Here is an 18,232-nt window from a genome sequence, read left to right as displayed (position 1 = left end):
TAGGTGCCGGACTCTCGCGCCTGGCCCGGCACCCACCACAGGCGGCGGGCCGATCGGCCCGCCTGCCGCTCAACCCCGAACCCCTCGGAACCGAGGTGCCGTACCCGCCGTGAGCTACGGCACGGCACCCACCCGAAGGGCCGGGGGCCTTCTCGGCGCGAAGGGGCGCCCGAGGAGGCCCCATCTGTGGGCCGGCGGCGGCCGCCAGCAACGCCGCCGGCCACCCGAAACCCAGACACCCAGCAGGAAGCGAAGATGACCACCACAACCGCCGGCACACTGCCCCGACGAACAGCCACCCCGTCTCACCAGCCCGCCGTGGTCCTGCCCCGCCCCGGTGACGAGGTCACGATCGCCGCCTGCGACTACCTCGGCGGCAACACCACTATCACCGTGCGGGTCGTCGACATCGACACCAGCCATAACCACCTGCAGCTCAACGCCCTGGAATGGGTCAGCATCCTCGCCCACGACATCGACCAGCCGCCCAGCGACATCCGACGCCTCGTCGTCCGCGTCGCCGGCCTACCACCGGCGGCGCCGCCGGCCGCCGCCGAGGCCACGAGCGACAGCCCGCCAGACGCGCACGACCCCGCCGGGCCGACCCAGGGCCAGCGGTGACGGCCGGACCCGGTCCGAACGAGGGACCCTAGGGCCGCCGCCGCGCTGGCCGACCAACCCCACCCGCCCCCGAACGCCGCCGACACCTTCCACAACCCCACCACCAAGCGGCGGAACCAGGCCTTTCCCGCGCCACGACCTGATGCTCGTGGCCGTCGCGGCGCTCGCCGCGGCGGTGGTGCTCGGGGTACTGGTCGTGTGCCGGCGACGGCGTCCACCGGCCGGCCGAGTCCCGGCCCGCCCGTAGTCCCAGGGCAACCAGCGCCTCCATCGCGCCAGCCTGTACCGAGCGTTCCGGCCCGCGACCACCGAGCCCTGCGATCCCTCGAGGCCGTGAGGTCCTGCCTCACCACCACCGTCCGTTTCAGCCCGCCCCGTCAAAGGTGAGATTCCCTGTGCCGTTCAAGGAACCCGTCCGCAAGACCCTGCGCGCCCAATGGCTCGGCTACCTCATGCGCCAACTCCGCCGCGAACGCGGCATCACCCTCAAAGGAGCCGCCGAATACCTGCAACGCGACCACTCCGCACTCGCCCGCTACGAACGCGCCGAATGGCCGTTCAAGCGCGACGACGTCCTGGCCCTGCTCGACATCTACGGCGTCGACGACGCCGTCCGCCGGTCACGGATCCTGAAACTGGCCGAGGAATGCTGGCGCGTCAACGAATGGGACATCGACAACGCCGACGAGGTGTTCAACCGCGGCTACGTCGACCACACCTGGCTCGAACAACACGCCAAGACCATCTGCGCCTACGCCACCCAGATCCTGCCCGACCTGGTCCAGACCCCCGCCTACACCGCCCGCGTCATCCAACTACGGGAACGCACCCGCAAACCCACCGAACACCAGGCCCGCCAGGTCGAACGCCGCACCACCCGCCGACACGCCTTCAACGAAGGCATCACCAGCCTCGACATCGTCATCGACGAAGCGGTCCTACACACCACGGCGCCCGAGCCCGGCCTCATGCGCGACCAGCTCGCGCACCTCGCCGACCTGACCCGCAACCCACGCGTCACCATCCGCGTCCTACCCGCCGACGTCACGATCGCCGCCCGCGCCTTCGGACCCTTCGAAGTGTTCCTGATGCCCGACCCCTACCCCGAGGTCGGCTACCTCGACAACCTCGCCGGCCACATCTACGTCGAGGCACCCCACAGCAAACGCTTCGTCTTCGCCTACGAACAACTCCGCGACGCCGCCCTCAACCCCGCCGAATCAGCCAAGATGATCATGATCGCCGCCAGGGACGCCTGAACCGGTCCCAGCCGCCAGAGCACGACCTGAACGGCGTCCGGACACCAGCGACGTCGTCGCCGCCTAGTCGGCGACGACGTCCCAGGCGAGGTTCGACGGCCGGCCGCCGCCGCTGGCCAGGAACTCGCGGGCGGCGGCCCGCGCGCCCGCCGGCGTGACCCGGGTGCGTTCGGGCCAGGCGTCGGTCGGGGTGCCGGCGTAGTCGAAGGTGAAGGCGGGGCCGTTGTCGAGTTCGGGTTGGTGGGCCCAGCCGCTGCTGCCGTCGGCGGCCACGTGGTAGGCGAACGACCGTTCGGGGTGGCCGACGCAGATCTGCAGCATGGGTGGGAAGTCCGACCCGTCGGGGACGATGAGGCTGACGCAGTACGGCAGCCCGCCGGTGGGGGTGATGGAGTCCAGCACCGTGTCGAGGCCGGTGACGCTGTCGACGGTGGCGCTGCCGGCGCCGCGTCCCCAGCTGATCTGGATGGTCATCGTCGGATTCCTTCCCCGGTTCCTGTGTAGACCCGGTGGAGCCAGGTCCGGTCGCTGTTCGTGAGGTAGACGGTAAGCCGGCTGCCGGCGGGCAGGATCTTCGCCAGTATCTTCTCGCAGACCAGCGGCAGGTTCGGGTCGTCGCAGGGCGCGTTGTTGATGACCAGCGTCGCGTCGGTCGGGGCACCCGGCCGGCGCAGGACGGCGGCGGCCTGCGCCTCGGCATGGTCCATGACCACGGCCTGCGCCAGGGGCGGGCGCAGGCCGACCCCGGCGGCGGGCAGGTTCCCGTCGCGGATCTGCCGGCTACGCAGCCGCCCGTCGGACTCCGCGGCGAACACCGGGTCGTGGACGACGGTGTCGCCGGCGAGGAGCACGGCCTCGGTCTTGTCGTGCGGGCCGGTCCGACGCGACAGCAGTTCCGCGGCGGCCGACACTGCCTGCGGTACGGGTGATGGTGTGGGTGGCTGGCGTTGCGGCTGGCCGCCACCCGGGATCAGTTTCCCGAGCCACCGGTCTTTCTCGCCTCGGCTATCGCCGCCTCGACCTGCTGCCTGGTCGTGGTGCCGTGCTGGCCGACCGCGGCCAGGACCTGCTGGACCGCGTCCAGCCTGGCCAGCAGAGCCCCGGGGTCGCCGCCGCGCAGCACCGTCGCGGTCATCTGCCTGGCCTGGTCGACCAGGCCGATACAGCCACCGACACCGTCGTGGACACGGCTCAGCTTCTCGGCCACTGGCGCGAGCGTCGCGATGACCTCCTGCGGCGTCGGCTGCTGCGGGACATTCGCCAAAGCGGCGGCGGCCTCGCTGGTATGGGCGGCCAGGCCGCCGATGCCGGCCCGAATCTGGCCGATCACCTCGCGGACCCCGGCCACGTTCTGCGCGACCCCGACGAAGCCCACCGCCACCGCATGCGCGGCCGCCTGCCGCGCACCGTGATCAGCCGAAGCAGCCTCCTGCCCCGCACGATCGATACCAGCGACCAACGTCCGCAAACCCGCCTGAACGCCGTCAACCAGCGACACACCCACCTCCCGCTCGCCCGTCGTCCTCAACGCGACCGGCCCAGACTGCCAGCCGACCGCGCCAACCTATGGACCCGGATGATCGATCTGCGCTCGTTCGCACGGACCCGGCTTGCCATGAACGGGCGGCCGGCCAGTTCGGTCCGGCCCGTGGTACCCCATGACGGTGAAGGCGGCGGGACAGTGTTTGCGGATGGTGAGCCTGGCCCGCCGCCGGCCGAGACGCTACCGGAGCACCCACCCAAGCCGCAGCCAGCGCCCTCCGCGGCCATCAACAGGCCCGCGGGGTTCCGCGCCGGCCGGACACAAACGCCAGGCAGCCGCATCCGGTGATCGGGAAACCTGCGGGTAGGGCATATCCGACCGACGGGGCAGCCTCCGCTCAGACATCCCCGAGCTGCTCGCGTAGCGCGTCGATCCGCAACGCGGCCTGAACCAGACGCTCACCCTCGACACACACCCGCCCACGTAGGTCGTCGTCGCTGATCCCGTCGGGTACGCCGGAGTCGAACTCGCCGGTGAGCAGGTAACCAACCTCGCGCACCAGCTCTCGCAGCGTCTCCAGCACGGTGCCGACCTCGCCGGCATGCAGCGCCTCGAAGGCGCGCTCGTACGCCCCATACGCCACCGTATGAGCCGGCACCGGTTTGTCCTCGGCCACGATGTACGTCCCGAGCAGCACCTCGGCCGCATCTGGGACCACCCGGTCTGTTTGGTCCTCGCCAGGCTCTCTCGATGTGCCTGCCTCGATGCGTGCGACGGCGATCGCGGCGGTGGCGACGCGACTCTCGGTGACGCCCTCATCGAGACAGGGGTCAACCCGGACACGGTCCGCGACCCGAACGGGAGTACCGGCCGGCAACCTGGCCATCAGTTCGGCCAACTCGCCGGCCGAACCGAACTCCACTGGCGTACGCCCCGGTACCCGCCGCACCTCGTCACACCGTGTCGGCCGCGCCAGCGGAACGCGCTCGTTGACGGTCACACGTCCCCCACGAACGTCGGTGTCAGCGGCCTGGACCACCAGCGGTCCGTGAGCCGAGGTCACCGCAGACCTTGCCCGACCTCTCGGCTTGGGGCAGGGGCTCCAGTGCATCGATACCCCGAATCGCGGCGATGCCCTGCCATATGCCGTGGCTCAGCAGGTGTCCCCACATGGACCGGGCCGACGGGCTCGGGGACCCGGGCGGCGACCCTTCGGCCGAGGTTGGCGGCGGCGTCGCGCTTGAACGAGATCGCCAGGATGCGTCGCGGCCACGGGCAGATGCCCGTCTGTAGCAGGTAGGTGGCCCGTTGGGCGAGGAACTCGGTCTTGCTGGCCCCCGGTCCGGCCACGACCGCCGTGTTTCCGGGGTCTCGCAGGGCGTTCCAAATGGCCGGTTCGAGATCGTCGACGCCGCTGGGCCGCCAGTCCGCGGCCGGGATCAACACCGTCGGGCGACCCGCTGGCGTGCGGGGCTCGTCGCGGTGCTCGGGCCAGCTCACAGCCCCACCTGCTCGCGGATGAACGTGATGAGCGCAGTGACGACCTCCGGAGCGCCTGCGCGCAACTGCTCGTTGGTGAGACGGTGACCTGCCGGACCCCTCCTGCGAGCTCCTGGTCGTGCTGCTACCTGGCGATGCGGCCAGGATGTCGTCCCCTTGCGATGGTAACTGTGTGTATTTGTGCGTGACGTTTGGGTGGATCATGGGGTAGGAACGTGGGTATGGGGCCTGGGGAGGCGTGCCTGGCGATCGACTGTGGAACCTTGTCGACGGTTGGGGTGGTGGCCTGGCCTGGTGGTGGCTGGACCCAGTTGCGGTTCGACGGCGGTCTGGTGTTGCCGCCCGGGGTGTGGGTTGCACCGGACGGCAGCCTGTTGACCGGCGACGCGGCGTGGCAGCGGGCGTCCGAAGATCCGTCCCGGTTTGTGGCCTCACCGCTGCTCCTGACCGGTGAGACGACTGTGGTGGCCGGGGTCGAGGTCGCGGTGCTGGATTTGGTCGCGGCGGTGCTGCGCCGGGTTGGGGATGAGGCGGCGCGGGTGGCGGGTGTGCGGGTGGGGGATGTGCGGTTGGTGGTGCCGGCGGGGTGGGGTCCGCGGCGGCGGATGTGGTTGCGGCAGGCGGCGCATCGGGCGGGCTTGGGGCAGCCGTCGCTTGTGGAGGCGCCGGTCGCTGTGGCGGGGCAGTTGGTGGCGGGTGGGGCGCGGGTGCTGGTGGGTGAGTTCCTGCTGGTGTGTGACTTTGGTGGCGGGTTCGAGGCGACGGTGTTGCGGCGTGGTCCGTACGGTTTCGAGGTGCTGTCGACCCTGCACGACCCGGCCGCAGGCGGGACCCGTGTCGACGAGCTGCTGCTGGAGCGGCTGCGTAAGGCCGATCCGGGGTTGCCGGATGTGTCGGAGCCGGGCGGGTATGGGGTTCTTGCCGCGGTGCGGGCGGGGCGGGAGGAGTTGTCGTCGCGGTCGGTGGTGACGGTGGTGTTGCCGGATCCGTTGCCGGCGTTGGTGGTGACCGGTCAGGTGCTGGAGTCGGTGGCCGGGCCGGTGTTGCGGCGGGCGGGTGGCCTGGCTGGTGAGGCCCTGGCAGCGGCGGAGGTCGACCCTGCACAGGTGGCGGGGGTGTTCTGTACCGGTGGGGGCGCGGTGATGCCGGGGGCGGTGCGGGCGGTGGCGGAGGGGACCGGGCTGGCGCCGACGGCTGTGGAGCAGCCGGGGCTGGCGGCGGTGGTCGGCGCGGCGTCCGCGACCGGACCCGCCACAGCCTTGGTGCCGACCGGCCCCGCCAGCCGCGGACACCCTGGCGTCGGCTCGGCGGGCACGCCGGGCGAGAGTTTGGGCTTGCCGTCGGTGTGGCGGGTGGTCGCGGGCGCGGTGCCGGCGTTGGCGTCGCTGGGGTTGTTGACGCATTTCGTGGCGACGGCGGAGTTGTTCAACGGGACGCGGACGTCGAGGTCGCCGTACACGTATCTGCTGGCGAACTGGGGTGAGCTGGCGATGGCGGCGGTGGTCGCGCTGCTGGCGTGCCTGTCGCTCGGCGGGGTCCTCGCCTCAGCTTTGGCGGTGTCGGGGTCGGCGGCCAGGTCGCCGGGTGTGCGGGTCGGGACGGGGCTGGTCGCGGCGGCGGTGATGGGGGTGTCTGTCGCGGGCTTGTACGGGGTGGGTGCGGCGTTGTTCTTCGGGATGCCGTTGAATCCGTTCCTGCGGTGGTCGTTGTGGCCGGTGGTACCGGTCGCGGTGGTGGCGGTGGTCGGCTCGCTGGTGGCGGCCCGGTCGGGGCGTGCGCCGACGGCGGGGTGGCATGGCTGGCTGGCGTTCCCGGTCTCGTCGGTGCTGGCCGCGTCGGTCGGGATGGTGCTGCTGCAGTACTCGATGACCGCGTCGCGGTGGCCGGATCTCGTGCTGCTCCTCGACGCGGCCGGCCGGGTCGGTGGGCTGCTGCTCGGGGTGGGGATGGCGCTGGCCGTGGTGTCGGGGTGGCTGCCCAGGCTGTTGGCGGCGGCGCCGCTGGCGGTGTTCTGCGCGGCGGTCATCAGCGCACCGGCGACCGGGGTGCTGGCGGTCATGTACGTGGTGGCGGTGACGGTGTGGTGGCTCCGCCGCCTGTGGCACCTGGTTCGCAGCCCGATACGGGCCGAGCACCATGCCTGGTGACCGGGCCTGGCGCCTCCGCCCGACACATGTGGCCGCTGGGTCCGGAGCGTGCCAGGTGCCGGGCCGCGACACGAGCCGGCGCCTTTGGCGGGGTGAGGTGGCCAGGCCGGGTGCTGATCCGGCGGGACCGGTCGGCTGCGGCGGCTTACGCCCGATGACGGGTGGGGGTAGGTGATGCGGTGGCCGCGGCAAGTAATGGCCGGGCTGATGCTCATGCTGCTGCTGGTCGGGCTGCCGCTGGCGTTGGTGCGGCTGGTCGGCTGGCCGCTGCCGCGACGGTGGCCGGACCAGGAGCAGTTGGCGGCGTGGATCGCCGAGCCGTTGACCGAACAGGCGCTCGCGGCAGCGTTCGCGCTGGCGGCCTGGCTGATCTGGCTTCTGCTGGTCGCCGCGATCGTCGCCGATGCGCTGGTACGGCTGCGACGTACGGTGCGGTGGCTGCGCCGGGTGCCGGTGCCGACACCATGGCAGGCGACCGCGACCGGTCTCGTCGGGGCCACGATGCTGACCGCCGCCAGCGCCGACCTGGCACCATCCGCCACCGCGCATCCACCACCCCCGACTGGGACGCCCGCCGACCACGACTCCGACCGGTCCCCGCCTTCCCCGGCCGCCTCAGTGGGGGTGGGGTTGCCGGACGGCGGCTGGCTTCCGTACGCCCTCGCGGTACAGGTGGCGTCGGCCGCGGCCCTGGTATGGTTCCGGCGCCGCCGCGACTACATCCCCAACACCCCCCACACCCAGGCCGACGGTGACCTGGCGCCGTTGCCGGCGACGGTCGCCGCCGTCCAGGCCGCCCTCGACCCGACCGACACCGACGATCCGGAAGACCAACCGCGGCAGCCGGCACTCGATGTCGAGGTCGCCGGGCTCGGCGACCTGCCGACCGGCCTGCTCCACCTCACCGGTCCCGGAGCCACCGACGCGGGCCGCGGCCTGCTCATCGCCGCCGCCCTCGCCAGCCACGACGGCCCACACACGCTTATGACCACCACAGCAGACCTGGCCACCCTGCTCGACACCGACCCCAGCTCCGCCGGAACCTGGCAAAACACCAACACGCTACGGGTCATCGATACGATTCACGACGCCCCCACAGCCCTCGAACAAGAGGGGGCAGGCAACAGCCGCCAGGCTGTCGAACTCGCAAAGCGGTGCCTGATCCTGCTCACCCGCACCTCGGTCGACTCCGACATCGCCGACCGTCTGGCGTCGGCTGGCTTGCCGGGGTCGTCGTGGACCGTGGTCGTGCTCGGTGAGGCACCGGCTGACGGCCGTGCCTGGCAGGTGGCCGCGGACGGCACCACCACCGACGGACGGCGATTGTGTGTTTTGGGCGTCAGCGCCTTGCGGGACCTGCTTTCCCTGGCCCGGCAGGCATACCCGACCAGCTCGGACGTTCGAGGACCCGCCTCGCCGGCCACCGCGGCGACGCCACCTGCGGTCGAGACCGGCCGGCTGCGGCTACGTGTCCTGGGCCGACTGGAGATCACCTGCGACGGCACGCCACTGGTCGTCCGCCGCAGCGCGGCCTGGCAGGTCCTGGTCCTGCTCGCCGTCCACGCCGACGGGGTGCCCAGTGAGCGGATGGCCCGCATGATCTGGCCGCACCACCGCTCAGCTGTGACCACAACCCGGCTCTACACCACTGTCAGCGACCTGCGAGGGACGCTGCGCGCCGCGACCGGCTCGGGCATCATCGCCCGCGAAGGCGACCTCTACCGACTCGACCCCGACCACATCACCGTCGACCTGTGGGAACTCCGCTGCACTCTCCAGGCCGCGGCCCGCGCGGTGACGCCCAGCGCCCGACAGCAGGTCCTCGGCGCAATCGTCGGCCGGCCACCCGAACCACTCGCGGAGGGACGGCCCTGGCCCTGGCTGGCCGCCGCCCGTGAAGCCCTGCGCCGGGAGGTCATCGACGCCCACACCACCCTGGCCGGCGCCTGCGATCCACAGACTGCGCTGGTGCTGCTGCAAGAGGCCATCAATGTCGACCCACTCAACGAGGACCTGTACCGCCGCACCGCCCGAGCCCTGGCCGACACCGGCCAGCACACCGCCATCCCCACGCTCATCGACACGTATGCCGACCACCTTGCCAGCGTCGGCCTCACGATCAGCGACGACCTGCGGTCCCTGGTTGCGAGCCAGACACGAACCGACGTATCCGACAGCCTCTGAGTGGCGTGTCGGCAACCGTACGGCCCGCGATCAGCTTGAAAGTCCCGTCTGGTGATCGCCCGGGTTCGGCGACCGGAGGTGTCTGCGAGGTCAATCACGCGGAAGGGCGGGCGTGAGTCCCTTCGGCGTGGCTGATACCGGCAAGATCCGTACGAGGCCTGAGGTTGATTAGATTTCAGTCCACTATTCGCTGAACTCAGTCATACGGTGGTCGCTGCCGGCCAGACGCGGATAAGATAGCGTTCGATTCCAATTATTCGATGCCAGGCGGCGTCCGACTCTGCGGTCGTCGCGTGCCTGGTTTGACGTCGCGCACGAACGATGGCTTCCCGTGCCGCCTCTCGGCCATCATGGGCGAGGCGTACGGAGTACATACCCGCACCCGCTCCGGCGTCAAGGTTCCGAAATGGTTCCGGTGCGTCTCCCTCGCCATCGGATACCCAGAAGTGTCCGGTCGTCCACGTCAAGGTGCGAGGTTCCTGCCATTGCCAAGGGGCTTCGAAGACCTCTGGGGCGGTGCCCCAGATCTCTACCCGAACCGTCGGGTGACTGGACTGATCAGCGCAGCGGACGAGAAGCGTTCCTCCGGCAGTACCGAAGAGCCGCCCGCCACCTCGTCCTTGGCCCGGCTCGCGCGCATCGTCGAAAGCCGCAAGTTCCGCGTCGACCATCGCCTCATAATCCGTATCCTGGACGAAGAACAGCCCATCGCTGGTCAGGATGGCGCTCTCGGCTACCACGGGCATGTTGTCTCCCTATGCGGAAGTCGGTGTCCCAGGCGTGCGCCTGGGACACCGACTGTAGTTGTCAGCGTTGAATGTCGACGAAGAATGCGTCGGTGTGGAGTATTCGGTTGGCCTGATAGAATCGGGTGTTTAGGTAACGTTGGCCCGACCTTTGGTTGTCCACCTCACCGATAATGCGGGCTGATCCGTTCCACGTCTGCCAGCCATCGGGGTTTCCCGTAGAGACGGTGCTGCCCATGTAAGCGCCTTCGAATGTGCTGGCGAAAGGATACTCATCGCAGTTCAGATTGGGAGCGTGGGCGTCCTCGCCCCAGACATCGTCGCATACCAGGTTGGCGTTCTCTCTGTTCCTCGTTTGATTTGGTGGATCGACCATCCGGTGGAGTGGGCGCTGGTTGGCGCCGAGTTCCGGCCGATACTTGCCGGGAACGCTCTTCCCTGGAAACGAAGGGAAGGTTCGCTCGGGTCGATGAAGGGCATCGTCAATGTGCTGAATCGATTCGGTAACGGAGTCCTCGTCGTTCTCCGCACGTGCCAGTTTGACTAGGTCGAAGGTGGGGATGAAGTCTGAGAAAACCGTGCCGTTGTGCTGGCCGGCACGTGCCCCGGCTGAATCGAAGCGGACCTCGGCCTTGGTCATGTCGTTATCGATCCATGGCGTGATGTTCGGCTGTGCCGGGGTGATGGCCATGCTCATAGTGGTGAAGGCGCGGGCGATGAACTCGTCGCCGATGCCGGTGCCGTTTGCCGAGGTCATGGTGAGGTGGAAGCCGCCGGTGGTGCGCCAGGTCCCGAGGGGCTGAGTCAGTTCACCGAGGATCGGGTTGCAGTTGATGAAGCTGCCGCAGCCAGAGAGGGTGACGCGCATGGGAGTGGTTTCCCGTTCGGCGCCGCCCAGCGCCTTCCAGTCGTCGAAGGTCAGGTAGAAGTCGATCTGGCGGGTGCCGTTTTGTGCTATGCCGACGAGGGTGTAGTCGAATTCGACGCTGGCGATGGAGGTGCTGCATCCCTGGCAGCGAAGTTGGACTTCCCGGTGACCGATGAAACAGCGGTTGAACCGGTCCTTCATCCATCCTTCCTGGGTACTCGCCGCCGTTGCGTGGTGGGTACGGCACTCCTGCTTCAAGTTGTCTTCGGGCAGGAGCGCGGCGGTTGTGGCGGAGGGGAGGTGATGGTCCGGTGGGTTGCTGTTCGTTTGTGGGGCGGTGTCGGGAGCGACCGGCGTGCCGCCTTCGGATTCGGTGACGACCCACGCCGCAGGTGCGTCTCCGGAGGGAAAAGGGGACGCGGAGGCGGGAACAGCAAGGGTGATCATTGTGGCGGTGGTCGCCAGAAGGGCGATCAGGCCGCGCCGGCTGTGGATCACGCCAACTCCTTCCGGGAGCAGTCGTCGCCGAGACACGCGTACAGCAGGCGACCGGTGGAGGCCTGATAGACCAGGGTGTAGCCGTCGAACGTTCCGGGGCGGCTGCCCAGGCCGGGGACGGTGTCAGTTCCGGTCACGACGTGGACCAGTTCGGTCCCCGCGACGGGCACGGACGTACCCGTTCGGCTGCTGAGGTCGTTGATCGTCATGGTCGTCACCTGGGCGGGGGCAAGTGCGGTGTCGGTGGTCGTGCGTCCACCCAAGGTGCCGTGCGCCAACTCGAGGGCCTTGTCGCTTGTCACCGGACGCCCTTCACCGCTGATGGTCGCAGCGGAGGTGCTGGTGACGTTGCAGACCTTGCGCGCGTGAACGCAGTCGGCGAGGCCGGGGACGGTGTCGATGCATTGTGCGGCATCGGTGGCCATGCAGGCGGCGAGTGCGCGCTGGTCGACGCCGTTATGGAAGGCCGGCATCGCGGAAGGTTGTGGTTGGACGGTGGTGGCCGGCGCGGCCAGAGTTCCGACCGCGGGCTTGCCTACGACGAACCGGTCGACCTCCGGCACGCTGTTGGCCACGGCGCGCGGGACAAGGGAGGTGGTGAAGCACCACGGGGGCGTGTTCGGGTTACCAAACGCGAGAGCCAGGGGATCTGGCTGGCCGCAGACGTTGGCGGCGAAGCCGCCGATCTCGGACAGCCGTGGCCGCCGCCAGAGGCTGTTGGCGTCCATGACCTGCACCCGATTCTCGAAGGGCGTGGCGAGGGCGGTGGTTTCGTCGTACTGCGGCAGGAGCCCGTACTCGACTTCTCTGGTTCGACTGCCGGTGATCAGGTGGGTGGTTCCCACGGGGTTGAAGTCATAGAGGATGTCCCACTGGCCGTTGGACGTTCCCAGGCTCATCCAGGTGTGCATCTGCCCGTTGGCGAGCTGTGAGTCGGGAGCGATGATGGCGTGGTACTCCTGAACGATGCCGCCCTGCTCGAGCCAGTACGCGGTGTAGTCGGTCCGGCCCAGGTCTGGATCGAACTGGGCGCGCCATCCCATCTCGACGCTGTCGCAGCACGGGTCGCCGCCGGAGCTGTCGATCGGATTCCACGCGACCATGTTGTCGAGCCTGTTGTGCTGCGGCTCCGTGGCCTGGGCGTTGAGGGTGGCCGGCTGCTGCCGCCAGCTGGCCATGACTCCCGAGACCGGGCTGGGAAGGTCCACGCAGAGACCGATTACCGTGCGGCTGGGGCACTCGGCCGGACCGATGCGGGTCCGCCACATCTGCGTGCTATACAGCCCGCATCCCCACATTGACAAGGGTTCGCCGTTGGTGCGGGTCAGGATGTCGATGCACCGGCCATCACGCATGCTCTTGAGCTCGAAACCGCCGGTCGGGAATACCTGGTTGCCCCCGATGGTCCAGCGTTGCTCGTTCGTGCTGTTGCAGTCGGCGATGATGACAGAGGCGCCAACGACGTCGCCGCTCGCCGTGGACTTCTCCAGGCACCGTCCCGACGACAGGTGCTTGATCCGGTAGACCGGGCTGGTGCCACCGGTGACGACCTCGAATGACCACCGTTGTGCCTTCACCGCAGCCGGAAGTCCGGACTGGAAGGTTCGAACACGTACCTGCGTGCCCGCGGCGTCAGCGTCGGTGGCGAGCACATTCAGATCGCCCTGTACTGCCTGGCCGATTGCGACCGGCTCAGGTGGCGGCGTCGCCGCCCTCGCAGGTTCCGCTATCCAGAAGCCACTGCCCAGCGTGACTACGGCGGCGAGTGAATACGCCAACCGTCCTCTGGAGTTACGCACGTCATGGACTCCTCTCCGTTGCGACTGTTCCGGAGCCTGGTCGGCTCCGGGTAGACAGCGCGAAACACAGAGGATGATGGCGAAGAGTGCCCGAATCATCTCTCTGTGTTACGGCGGTGAGCTCATGGTTCCATCTAGATCATTGGATGTCTGTCCGTTTGGTCGTGAGTAACCTCATATCGAAACAGGTTGACTGCCTACCCCGTCGTCAGTGGTCAGCCTCTGTAGGGTCGACGGCTCGGCCGGAAGATCGTGCTGAGCGAGGGTGTGCCCATCATCAGTCCGTCGCGCCAGACCTCACCGCTTACCAGCGCACCAACTGCCGTGCGCTGGGCCTGACCGATGCGGGCGGCCCAGGCGGTGCCGGCCTTCCGGCATCCGGTCAGGTGTTGCCGAGCGAGGTGGGTGCGGGCGATGAGTTGCCCGGCGTCAGTCGGGGTGCCGAGGATGCTGGTGGGCGCCGTTGACGAGGCGGTCGAGGCGTGGCACTCGCGCGGAGAATGTGGGTGAACTCTGCCGCACCTCATCTTCGGCATCGGGGGAGGCTTCGCCGACCGCATCGTCGAGGCCTACCTGCGGGAGGACGGCGATGCCCTGGACTGGCGGAGCGTTCTCGAGTTGCCGACCAGGCATGTCGACCGGCGGCCAAATGGAGGCTGCTGAAGAAGTCGCAGGTCAAGGTCGGTTTGTAAGGTCGTGTCAGGTCCTGTTAGGTCGTGTAAGGTCCGTTCCCCTGCCCTACCGGCCCGATCCGTCCTAGCGTCGATCTCGACCGGATTGGTCCGGTCGAACCTCTCATCCCCTGGCACACACTGGCGATCCCGAGCCGGCCCGATCATCACGGCCGGCCCGGGTGATCGTCCATGCCCTCGTGCCCGTCGAAAGGGGTTCACCGGGCCAGCCGCAGTTGCAGACGGTGCGGAGGAGTCGACGATGCGGGTGGCGCGGGCTGTGTGGGGAGCCGCATGGATCATGCTGTTCCTGGCCGGGGTACCAGTGCTCCTGGTTCGCCTGGCCGGCCTACCCACCCCTGGAGATGTGCCCGACAGGCAGGCGCTGGTCGCCTGGGTCTCCGAGCCGCTCACGCCCGGTTTCGTCGGCGGCTGTCTGGCCGCCGTCGGGTGGCTGCTCTGGGCTTTGGTGGTGGCGGTGGCCGTCGCCCGTGTCACGACGAGGTTGTCGTCGCGGCGTCGCTGGCTGGCCCGGGTGCGCCTGCCCGCACCGGTGCAGGGCTTGGCGGCCGCGCTGCTCGGCGCGGCTGCGGTCAGCTCCGCCAGCCCCGCCCTCGCCCACCCCACTACGCCGGTCGCCGTCACCGACAACCACCCCGACCAGGCCCGCGAGACCCGACCAACCACCGTCGCCGACGGCCCCGCCACGACCAGGACCGGACAGGCCGGTACGACGGCCGAGTCCGGGCAGGTGACCGTGCGGCGCGGCGACACCCTGTGGAAGATCGCCGATACCCGCCTGGACGACCCGACCCGCTGGCGCGAGATCTACCGGCTGAACGCCGACCAGTACCCGCTACGGGGCGGATACCACCTACGGCCCGGCTGGGTCCTGACCCTGCCCACCCCACCAGAAGCCCCGACCGTCCCGCCCAGCCAGCAGCCGCCACCGGCCCCGACCGAGGACCAGTCCCCGCCCACCACGGCGGACGGCGGCCCCGTTGCGCCGGCCGCACCGCAGACCAGCGGGCCCACCACCCACGCCCCGTCCGCCGACGGACAAGATCTGGCCGGCGGCCAGGGTGAGGAGTGCCCGCCGGGGGTGTCGCTGCCCGGCGGCTGGATCGGTATCGGCGTCGCGACCGCGATCATGGCCGCGGCCGCCCTGACAGTGGCCCGCCGCCGACGCCACGACGGGAAGCCGCCACCGCCGCCCGGCACACCCCTCGACGAAGCCGACCTCGCAGGACTGCCTCCCGTCGTGACCGACATCCAACGCGCCCTGCTCGACCAGACCAGCACACCCGACACCCAGGCCGACGACGTCGCAACGACCGACGGCTTCGACGATCCCGAGCAGGACAGCCGGCCAGCCGGTGCCACCCGCGCCAGCGCCGTACCCGGCCCTGCGTACCTCGACTGGCGGGCGCGCCCGTGGCCGGCTCATGGGCTTGCGGTCACCGGCCCCGGCGCCCTCGCGGCGGCACGCGGCATCCTGGCCGACGCCCTGACCAACGAGCAGCAAGACGAACCCGACGTCCATGGCCACGTCGTCGTTGACGGCCACACCCTGGCCGCCTTGACCGGCGGCACCGATCACACCGGCACCGTTCCCGGCCTGACCGTCACCGGCGGCTTGCCGGACGCCCTCGCCCTGCTCGAGCAGGAGATCCTGCACCGCAGCCGGATCCTCGCCGACCACGACGCCGACACCATCACCGACCTACGAAACACCGTCACTGACGTCGAACCGCTGCCGTCCCTGCTGCTCATCGCCGACGCCGCCACCGCCGCCCGGGACCATGCCCGCCTCACGGTCCTGCTCACCCAGGGCCACCACCTCGACATCCGAGGCCTACTCCTCGGTGTCTGGCCTGAAACCCCGACCGTCACCGTGGCACCCGACGGCGCCACCAGCCCCACGGCGGCCGACGAACCGGACACCTCCCACGGTGGGTGGCTGCCTGTCGTCGACACGGCCGCCGTCACCGACCTGCTCCAGCTCCTCGCGGAATCGGATGACGGGCAGGCGCCCGCCGGCAGCGCCACCACCACGGAGTCGGCCGCCGTCTCGACCGGTGGACCCGGCCCTGGCCAGGGCCACAACGACGAAAAGGCCGCCGATCCCTCTCCCACCCGCCCAGACAGCGGCACCCATGCCACAGACAGGAGTCTCCACTCCGGCGAACGGGAACCCCAGCAGAGCCAGGATGGCAACGCGCGGGCGATCGTCGAATCAGCCGCTACCGGCGGACGCGTGACCACCGAGGCCCGGCCGCCAAACGACGCGGCGGGCCAGGTGGCGGACGTCGGAGGCCGGGTCCGGGTGCAGGTTCTCGGAGCCGCGCGCATCGTCGACGTCGACACCACGATCCCGCTGCGGGCCAAGTCCCTCGAACTGCTCGTCTACCTCGCCGTCCACGACGGCGAGGCCACCCAGGACGCGATCCTCGACGACCTGCTCCCCGAGGCCCCCGCAGCCAAGGCCCCACACCGCCTGCACACCTACGTATCCGCCCTACGCAAGACCCTCAAACTCACCGGCGGCCCCGACACCTACCTCACCCACCCAAGCCACCGCTACGCCCTCAACCCGCATGCCTTCGACATCGACCTGTGGCGCATGCGCGACGCGATACGCGACGCCGAACGGGCCACCAACGACCTCGACCGCATCACCGCCCTGCGACGCGCCGTCGACGCCTACGACGGCGGGCTCGCCGACGGCTTCGACTACGAGTGGATCGAGGCGTATCGCGAAGCCATCCGTAGGCAGGCCCGCGACGCCCACCTCGCCCTCGCCGCCGCCCTGACCGACCCGGCCGAAGCCCTCGCCGTCGTGGAGGCCGCGATCGTCCACGACCCGTACGCCGAACCGCTCTACCAGCAGGCGATGCACGCCCACGCCGCCCTCGGACAGCCCGACCAGATCCGAGCCCTACACCAGACCCTGGCACGCCGCCTACAAGAGATCGACGCCGAACCCAGCCCCGACACCACCGCCCTGGCAGACCAGCTCACCGCCAGCGTGCGACAACACCGGGGCGTGGGCCGGCGGAACGGCGGAGCCCCACAGCGGCGGGGGCGGGCATGAGCACCACGATCACCGGCCCCGACACCGCGAAACGGCGACCAGCGGACGACGCCGCAACCAGCCAGGGCGACGGCCGGCGGCGGGCGTTGGTGCACCGGTCACCGCACACCGTGTCCGCACACGGCGACCTCGACGCCGACCTTGCCAAGGCCGTCCGGCACGCGGCCCGACTGCGCCAGGGCTTCTACGTCCTGGTGCTGCTGGTCGCCCTCGTCGGGCAGGTCACCGGCGCCGTTCAGACCCTGGACATCCCACTGCTCGTCGCGGTCCCGGCCGTCGCCGCCCTGGAACTCGGCGGCGTGGTCGTCATGGTCAACGCCGACGTACGCCGCCGCCTCGGCGAACGCGCCCTCGCCTCACGGCTGCTCTCCGCCGCGATCGCCGCTGCGGCCGTCGCGTTCAACTGGGCCGCACACCCCGACCACCTGCACGGCGGCTTCTTCTCCTTCATGTCCGCGCTCGGCTACGCCGTATGGGTGATGCACGCCGGCAACCAGCGACGCGACCGGCTACGCGCCACCGGCGACCTCCCACCAACACCACCGGCCTACGAGATGCTCGGACACTGGCTCCGCCACCCCGTCATCACCTCACGGGCACGCACGCTGGCCAAGGCCGATGGCCTCGACCTGTACGAGTCCCTCACCGCCGCCCGCACCGCAATTCACCGCGAACGCCGCGACGCTGCCATCGCCAAGGTCCTGCGCCGAAAGATCAGGAAGACGGTCGACCCGACGATGGCGGACATCGCGGTACAGGTCTACGACCTCGACGAGATCGCCACGCGGCTGGCCGCCACCGCAGACTACGACGGCCTCACCGCGCTCATCTCCACAGACCTCACCCCACAGCGAATCATCGGGAACAACACGGACGGGCTGAGGCCGAACCGAGCACGACACGACCGTACGGAGAAGACGACCTCCGTCGATCACTCGCCACGATCGGTCTGGGCGGCGACGTCGGAGGCGATCGTCATCAACGCGCGGGACACCGCCGGGCGGGGCACGATCTTCGCGCCGGAGTCGGCATGGGTTCCCCCGCCGTCCGACAGCACACCGGACCTCGACGGGGGCCTGCAAGGTGCGGCGGAGGCCGTCCCGGCCGACGACATGACAAGAGACGATGACCGCCACGACGGCGGCCCCGCCGTCGTCGGGCCGGAGCGCGACGATCCACGGGCACCGACCGAGACGGCGGAGGCTGTCGCCTACTGGCTCGGCGTGGACCCGGAGATGGACCTCGAGGTGATCGCCGGCCGGATCGGCAAGTCCCTGCGATCGGTCTACCGGCACCTTCCCCCGGACTACCCACGAAAGCCCGGAGTACCACGGGCACGAGGCCGGTAGCACGCATTCGGCG

General features: G+C 69.9%; 14 protein-coding genes. 6 read left to right on the top strand and 8 right to left on the bottom strand.

Annotated features, from left to right (window positions below):
• The first annotated feature begins 255 nt into the window (after nt 1-255).
• Together QCD66_RS35820 and QCD66_RS35815 are read left to right on the top strand one after the other, a co-directional pair.
• Nucleotides 256-621: a hypothetical protein gene (locus tag QCD66_RS35820; protein ID WP_375733966.1), complete on the top strand. Its 366-nt coding sequence runs from the start codon at nt 256-258 to the stop codon at nt 619-621.
• A gap of 395 nt (nt 622-1,016) precedes the next feature.
• The gene (locus QCD66_RS35815; protein ID WP_375733967.1) at nt 1,017-1,880 is read left to right on the top strand and encodes a helix-turn-helix domain-containing protein; all 864 of its coding nucleotides are present in this window, start codon (nt 1,017-1,019) and stop codon (nt 1,878-1,880) included.
• A gap of 63 nt (nt 1,881-1,943) precedes the next feature.
• Here the strand turns inward: QCD66_RS35815 and QCD66_RS35810 are convergent, their stop codons facing one another.
• From QCD66_RS35810 to QCD66_RS35790, 5 genes are all read right to left on the bottom strand, one after another.
• Nucleotides 1,944-2,354, bottom strand: coding sequence for an Imm1 family immunity protein (locus QCD66_RS35810; protein ID WP_375733968.1), 411 nt, complete (start codon nt 2,352-2,354; stop codon nt 1,944-1,946).
• Nucleotides 2,351-2,791 (bottom strand): DddA-like double-stranded DNA deaminase toxin, encoded by a 441-nt coding sequence (locus QCD66_RS35805; RefSeq protein WP_375733969.1) that lies wholly within the window; start codon nt 2,789-2,791, stop codon nt 2,351-2,353. Before QCD66_RS35805 ends, QCD66_RS35810 begins: the two co-directional genes overlap by 4 nt.
• Nucleotides 2,792-2,850: 59 nt before the next feature.
• The gene (locus tag QCD66_RS35800; RefSeq protein WP_375733970.1) at nt 2,851-3,378 is read right to left on the bottom strand and encodes a DUF6244 family protein; all 528 of its coding nucleotides are present in this window, start codon (nt 3,376-3,378) and stop codon (nt 2,851-2,853) included.
• Nucleotides 3,379-3,760: 382 nt separating this feature from the next.
• Nucleotides 3,761-4,081 carry a hypothetical protein gene (locus QCD66_RS35795; RefSeq protein WP_375733971.1) on the bottom strand — a complete coding sequence of 107 codons (321 nt, stop codon included), beginning with the start codon at nt 4,079-4,081 and terminating at the stop codon, nt 3,761-3,763.
• Nucleotides 4,082-4,422: 341 nt separating this feature from the next.
• Entirely contained in the window at nt 4,423-5,067 is a 645-nt protein-coding gene (locus QCD66_RS35790; RefSeq protein WP_375733972.1) for a UvrD-helicase domain-containing protein, read from the bottom strand.
• Nucleotides 5,068-5,144: 77 nt separating this feature from the next.
• Between QCD66_RS35790 and QCD66_RS35785 the strand changes: the two genes are divergently transcribed.
• Nucleotides 5,145-7,010, top strand: coding sequence for an Hsp70 family protein (locus QCD66_RS35785; RefSeq protein WP_375733973.1), 1,866 nt, complete (start codon nt 5,145-5,147; stop codon nt 7,008-7,010).
• 207 nt (nt 7,011-7,217) lie between these two features.
• Complete coding sequence (locus QCD66_RS35780; RefSeq protein WP_375733974.1) at nt 7,218-9,194, top strand: BTAD domain-containing putative transcriptional regulator; 1,977 nt, start codon at nt 7,218-7,220, stop codon at nt 9,192-9,194.
• Nucleotides 9,195-9,394: 200 nt separating this feature from the next.
• On the opposite strand, the gene QCD66_RS35775 is transcribed toward QCD66_RS35780, so the two are convergent.
• From QCD66_RS35775 to QCD66_RS35765, 3 genes are all read right to left on the bottom strand, one after another.
• Nucleotides 9,395-9,940 carry a hypothetical protein gene (locus QCD66_RS35775; RefSeq protein WP_407566955.1) on the bottom strand — a complete coding sequence of 182 codons (546 nt, stop codon included), beginning with the start codon at nt 9,938-9,940 and terminating at the stop codon, nt 9,395-9,397.
• Between the two features lie 61 nt (nt 9,941-10,001).
• Nucleotides 10,002-11,306, bottom strand: coding sequence for a hypothetical protein (locus tag QCD66_RS35770; RefSeq protein ID WP_407566954.1), 1,305 nt, complete (start codon nt 11,304-11,306; stop codon nt 10,002-10,004).
• Nucleotides 11,303-13,105, bottom strand: a complete 1,803-nt coding sequence (locus QCD66_RS35765; protein WP_375733976.1) for an RICIN domain-containing protein — start codon at nt 13,103-13,105, stop codon at nt 11,303-11,305. The genes QCD66_RS35770 and QCD66_RS35765 overlap by 4 nt, the downstream gene beginning before the upstream one ends.
• A gap of 933 nt (nt 13,106-14,038) precedes the next feature.
• Between QCD66_RS35765 and QCD66_RS35760 the strand changes: the two genes are divergently transcribed.
• Both QCD66_RS35760 and QCD66_RS35755 read left to right on the top strand, forming a co-directional pair.
• Nucleotides 14,039-16,870 (top strand): BTAD domain-containing putative transcriptional regulator, encoded by a 2,832-nt coding sequence (locus tag QCD66_RS35760; protein ID WP_375733977.1) that lies wholly within the window; start codon nt 14,039-14,041, stop codon nt 16,868-16,870.
• Nucleotides 16,867-18,219, top strand: a complete 1,353-nt coding sequence (locus QCD66_RS35755; RefSeq protein WP_375733978.1) for a hypothetical protein — start codon at nt 16,867-16,869, stop codon at nt 18,217-18,219. Before QCD66_RS35760 ends, QCD66_RS35755 begins: the two co-directional genes overlap by 4 nt.
• Nucleotides 18,220-18,232: the final 13 nt, after the last annotated feature.

Source organism: Polymorphospora sp. A560 (assembly GCF_045781765.1).
GTDB classification, from domain to species: Bacteria; Actinomycetota; Actinomycetes; order Mycobacteriales; family Micromonosporaceae; genus Polymorphospora; species Polymorphospora lycopeni.
The sequence above is the reverse complement of the archived record's forward strand: the minus strand, read 5'-3'. Positions and strand labels throughout refer to the sequence as shown.

What these genes read in the sequence shown, in the direction of transcription:
- QCD66_RS35790 (WP_375733972.1), bottom strand. Translation starts at nt 5,067, where the DNA reads ATGATCCACCCAAACGTCACGCACAAATACACACAGTTACCATCGCAA.
- QCD66_RS35780 (WP_375733974.1), top strand. Translation starts at nt 7,218, where the DNA reads ATGCTCATGCTGCTGCTGGTCGGGCTGCCGCTGGCGTTGGTGCGGCTG.
- QCD66_RS35775 (WP_407566955.1), bottom strand. Translation starts at nt 9,940, where the DNA reads ATGCCCGTGGTAGCCGAGAGCGCCATCCTGACCAGCGATGGGCTGTTC.
- QCD66_RS35755 (WP_375733978.1), top strand. Translation starts at nt 16,867, where the DNA reads ATGAGCACCACGATCACCGGCCCCGACACCGCGAAACGGCGACCAGCG.
- QCD66_RS35810 (WP_375733968.1), bottom strand. Translation starts at nt 2,354, where the DNA reads ATGACCATCCAGATCAGCTGGGGACGCGGCGCCGGCAGCGCCACCGTC.
- QCD66_RS35820 (WP_375733966.1), top strand. Translation starts at nt 256, where the DNA reads ATGACCACCACAACCGCCGGCACACTGCCCCGACGAACAGCCACCCCG.
- QCD66_RS35760 (WP_375733977.1), top strand. Translation starts at nt 14,039, where the DNA reads ATGCGGGTGGCGCGGGCTGTGTGGGGAGCCGCATGGATCATGCTGTTC.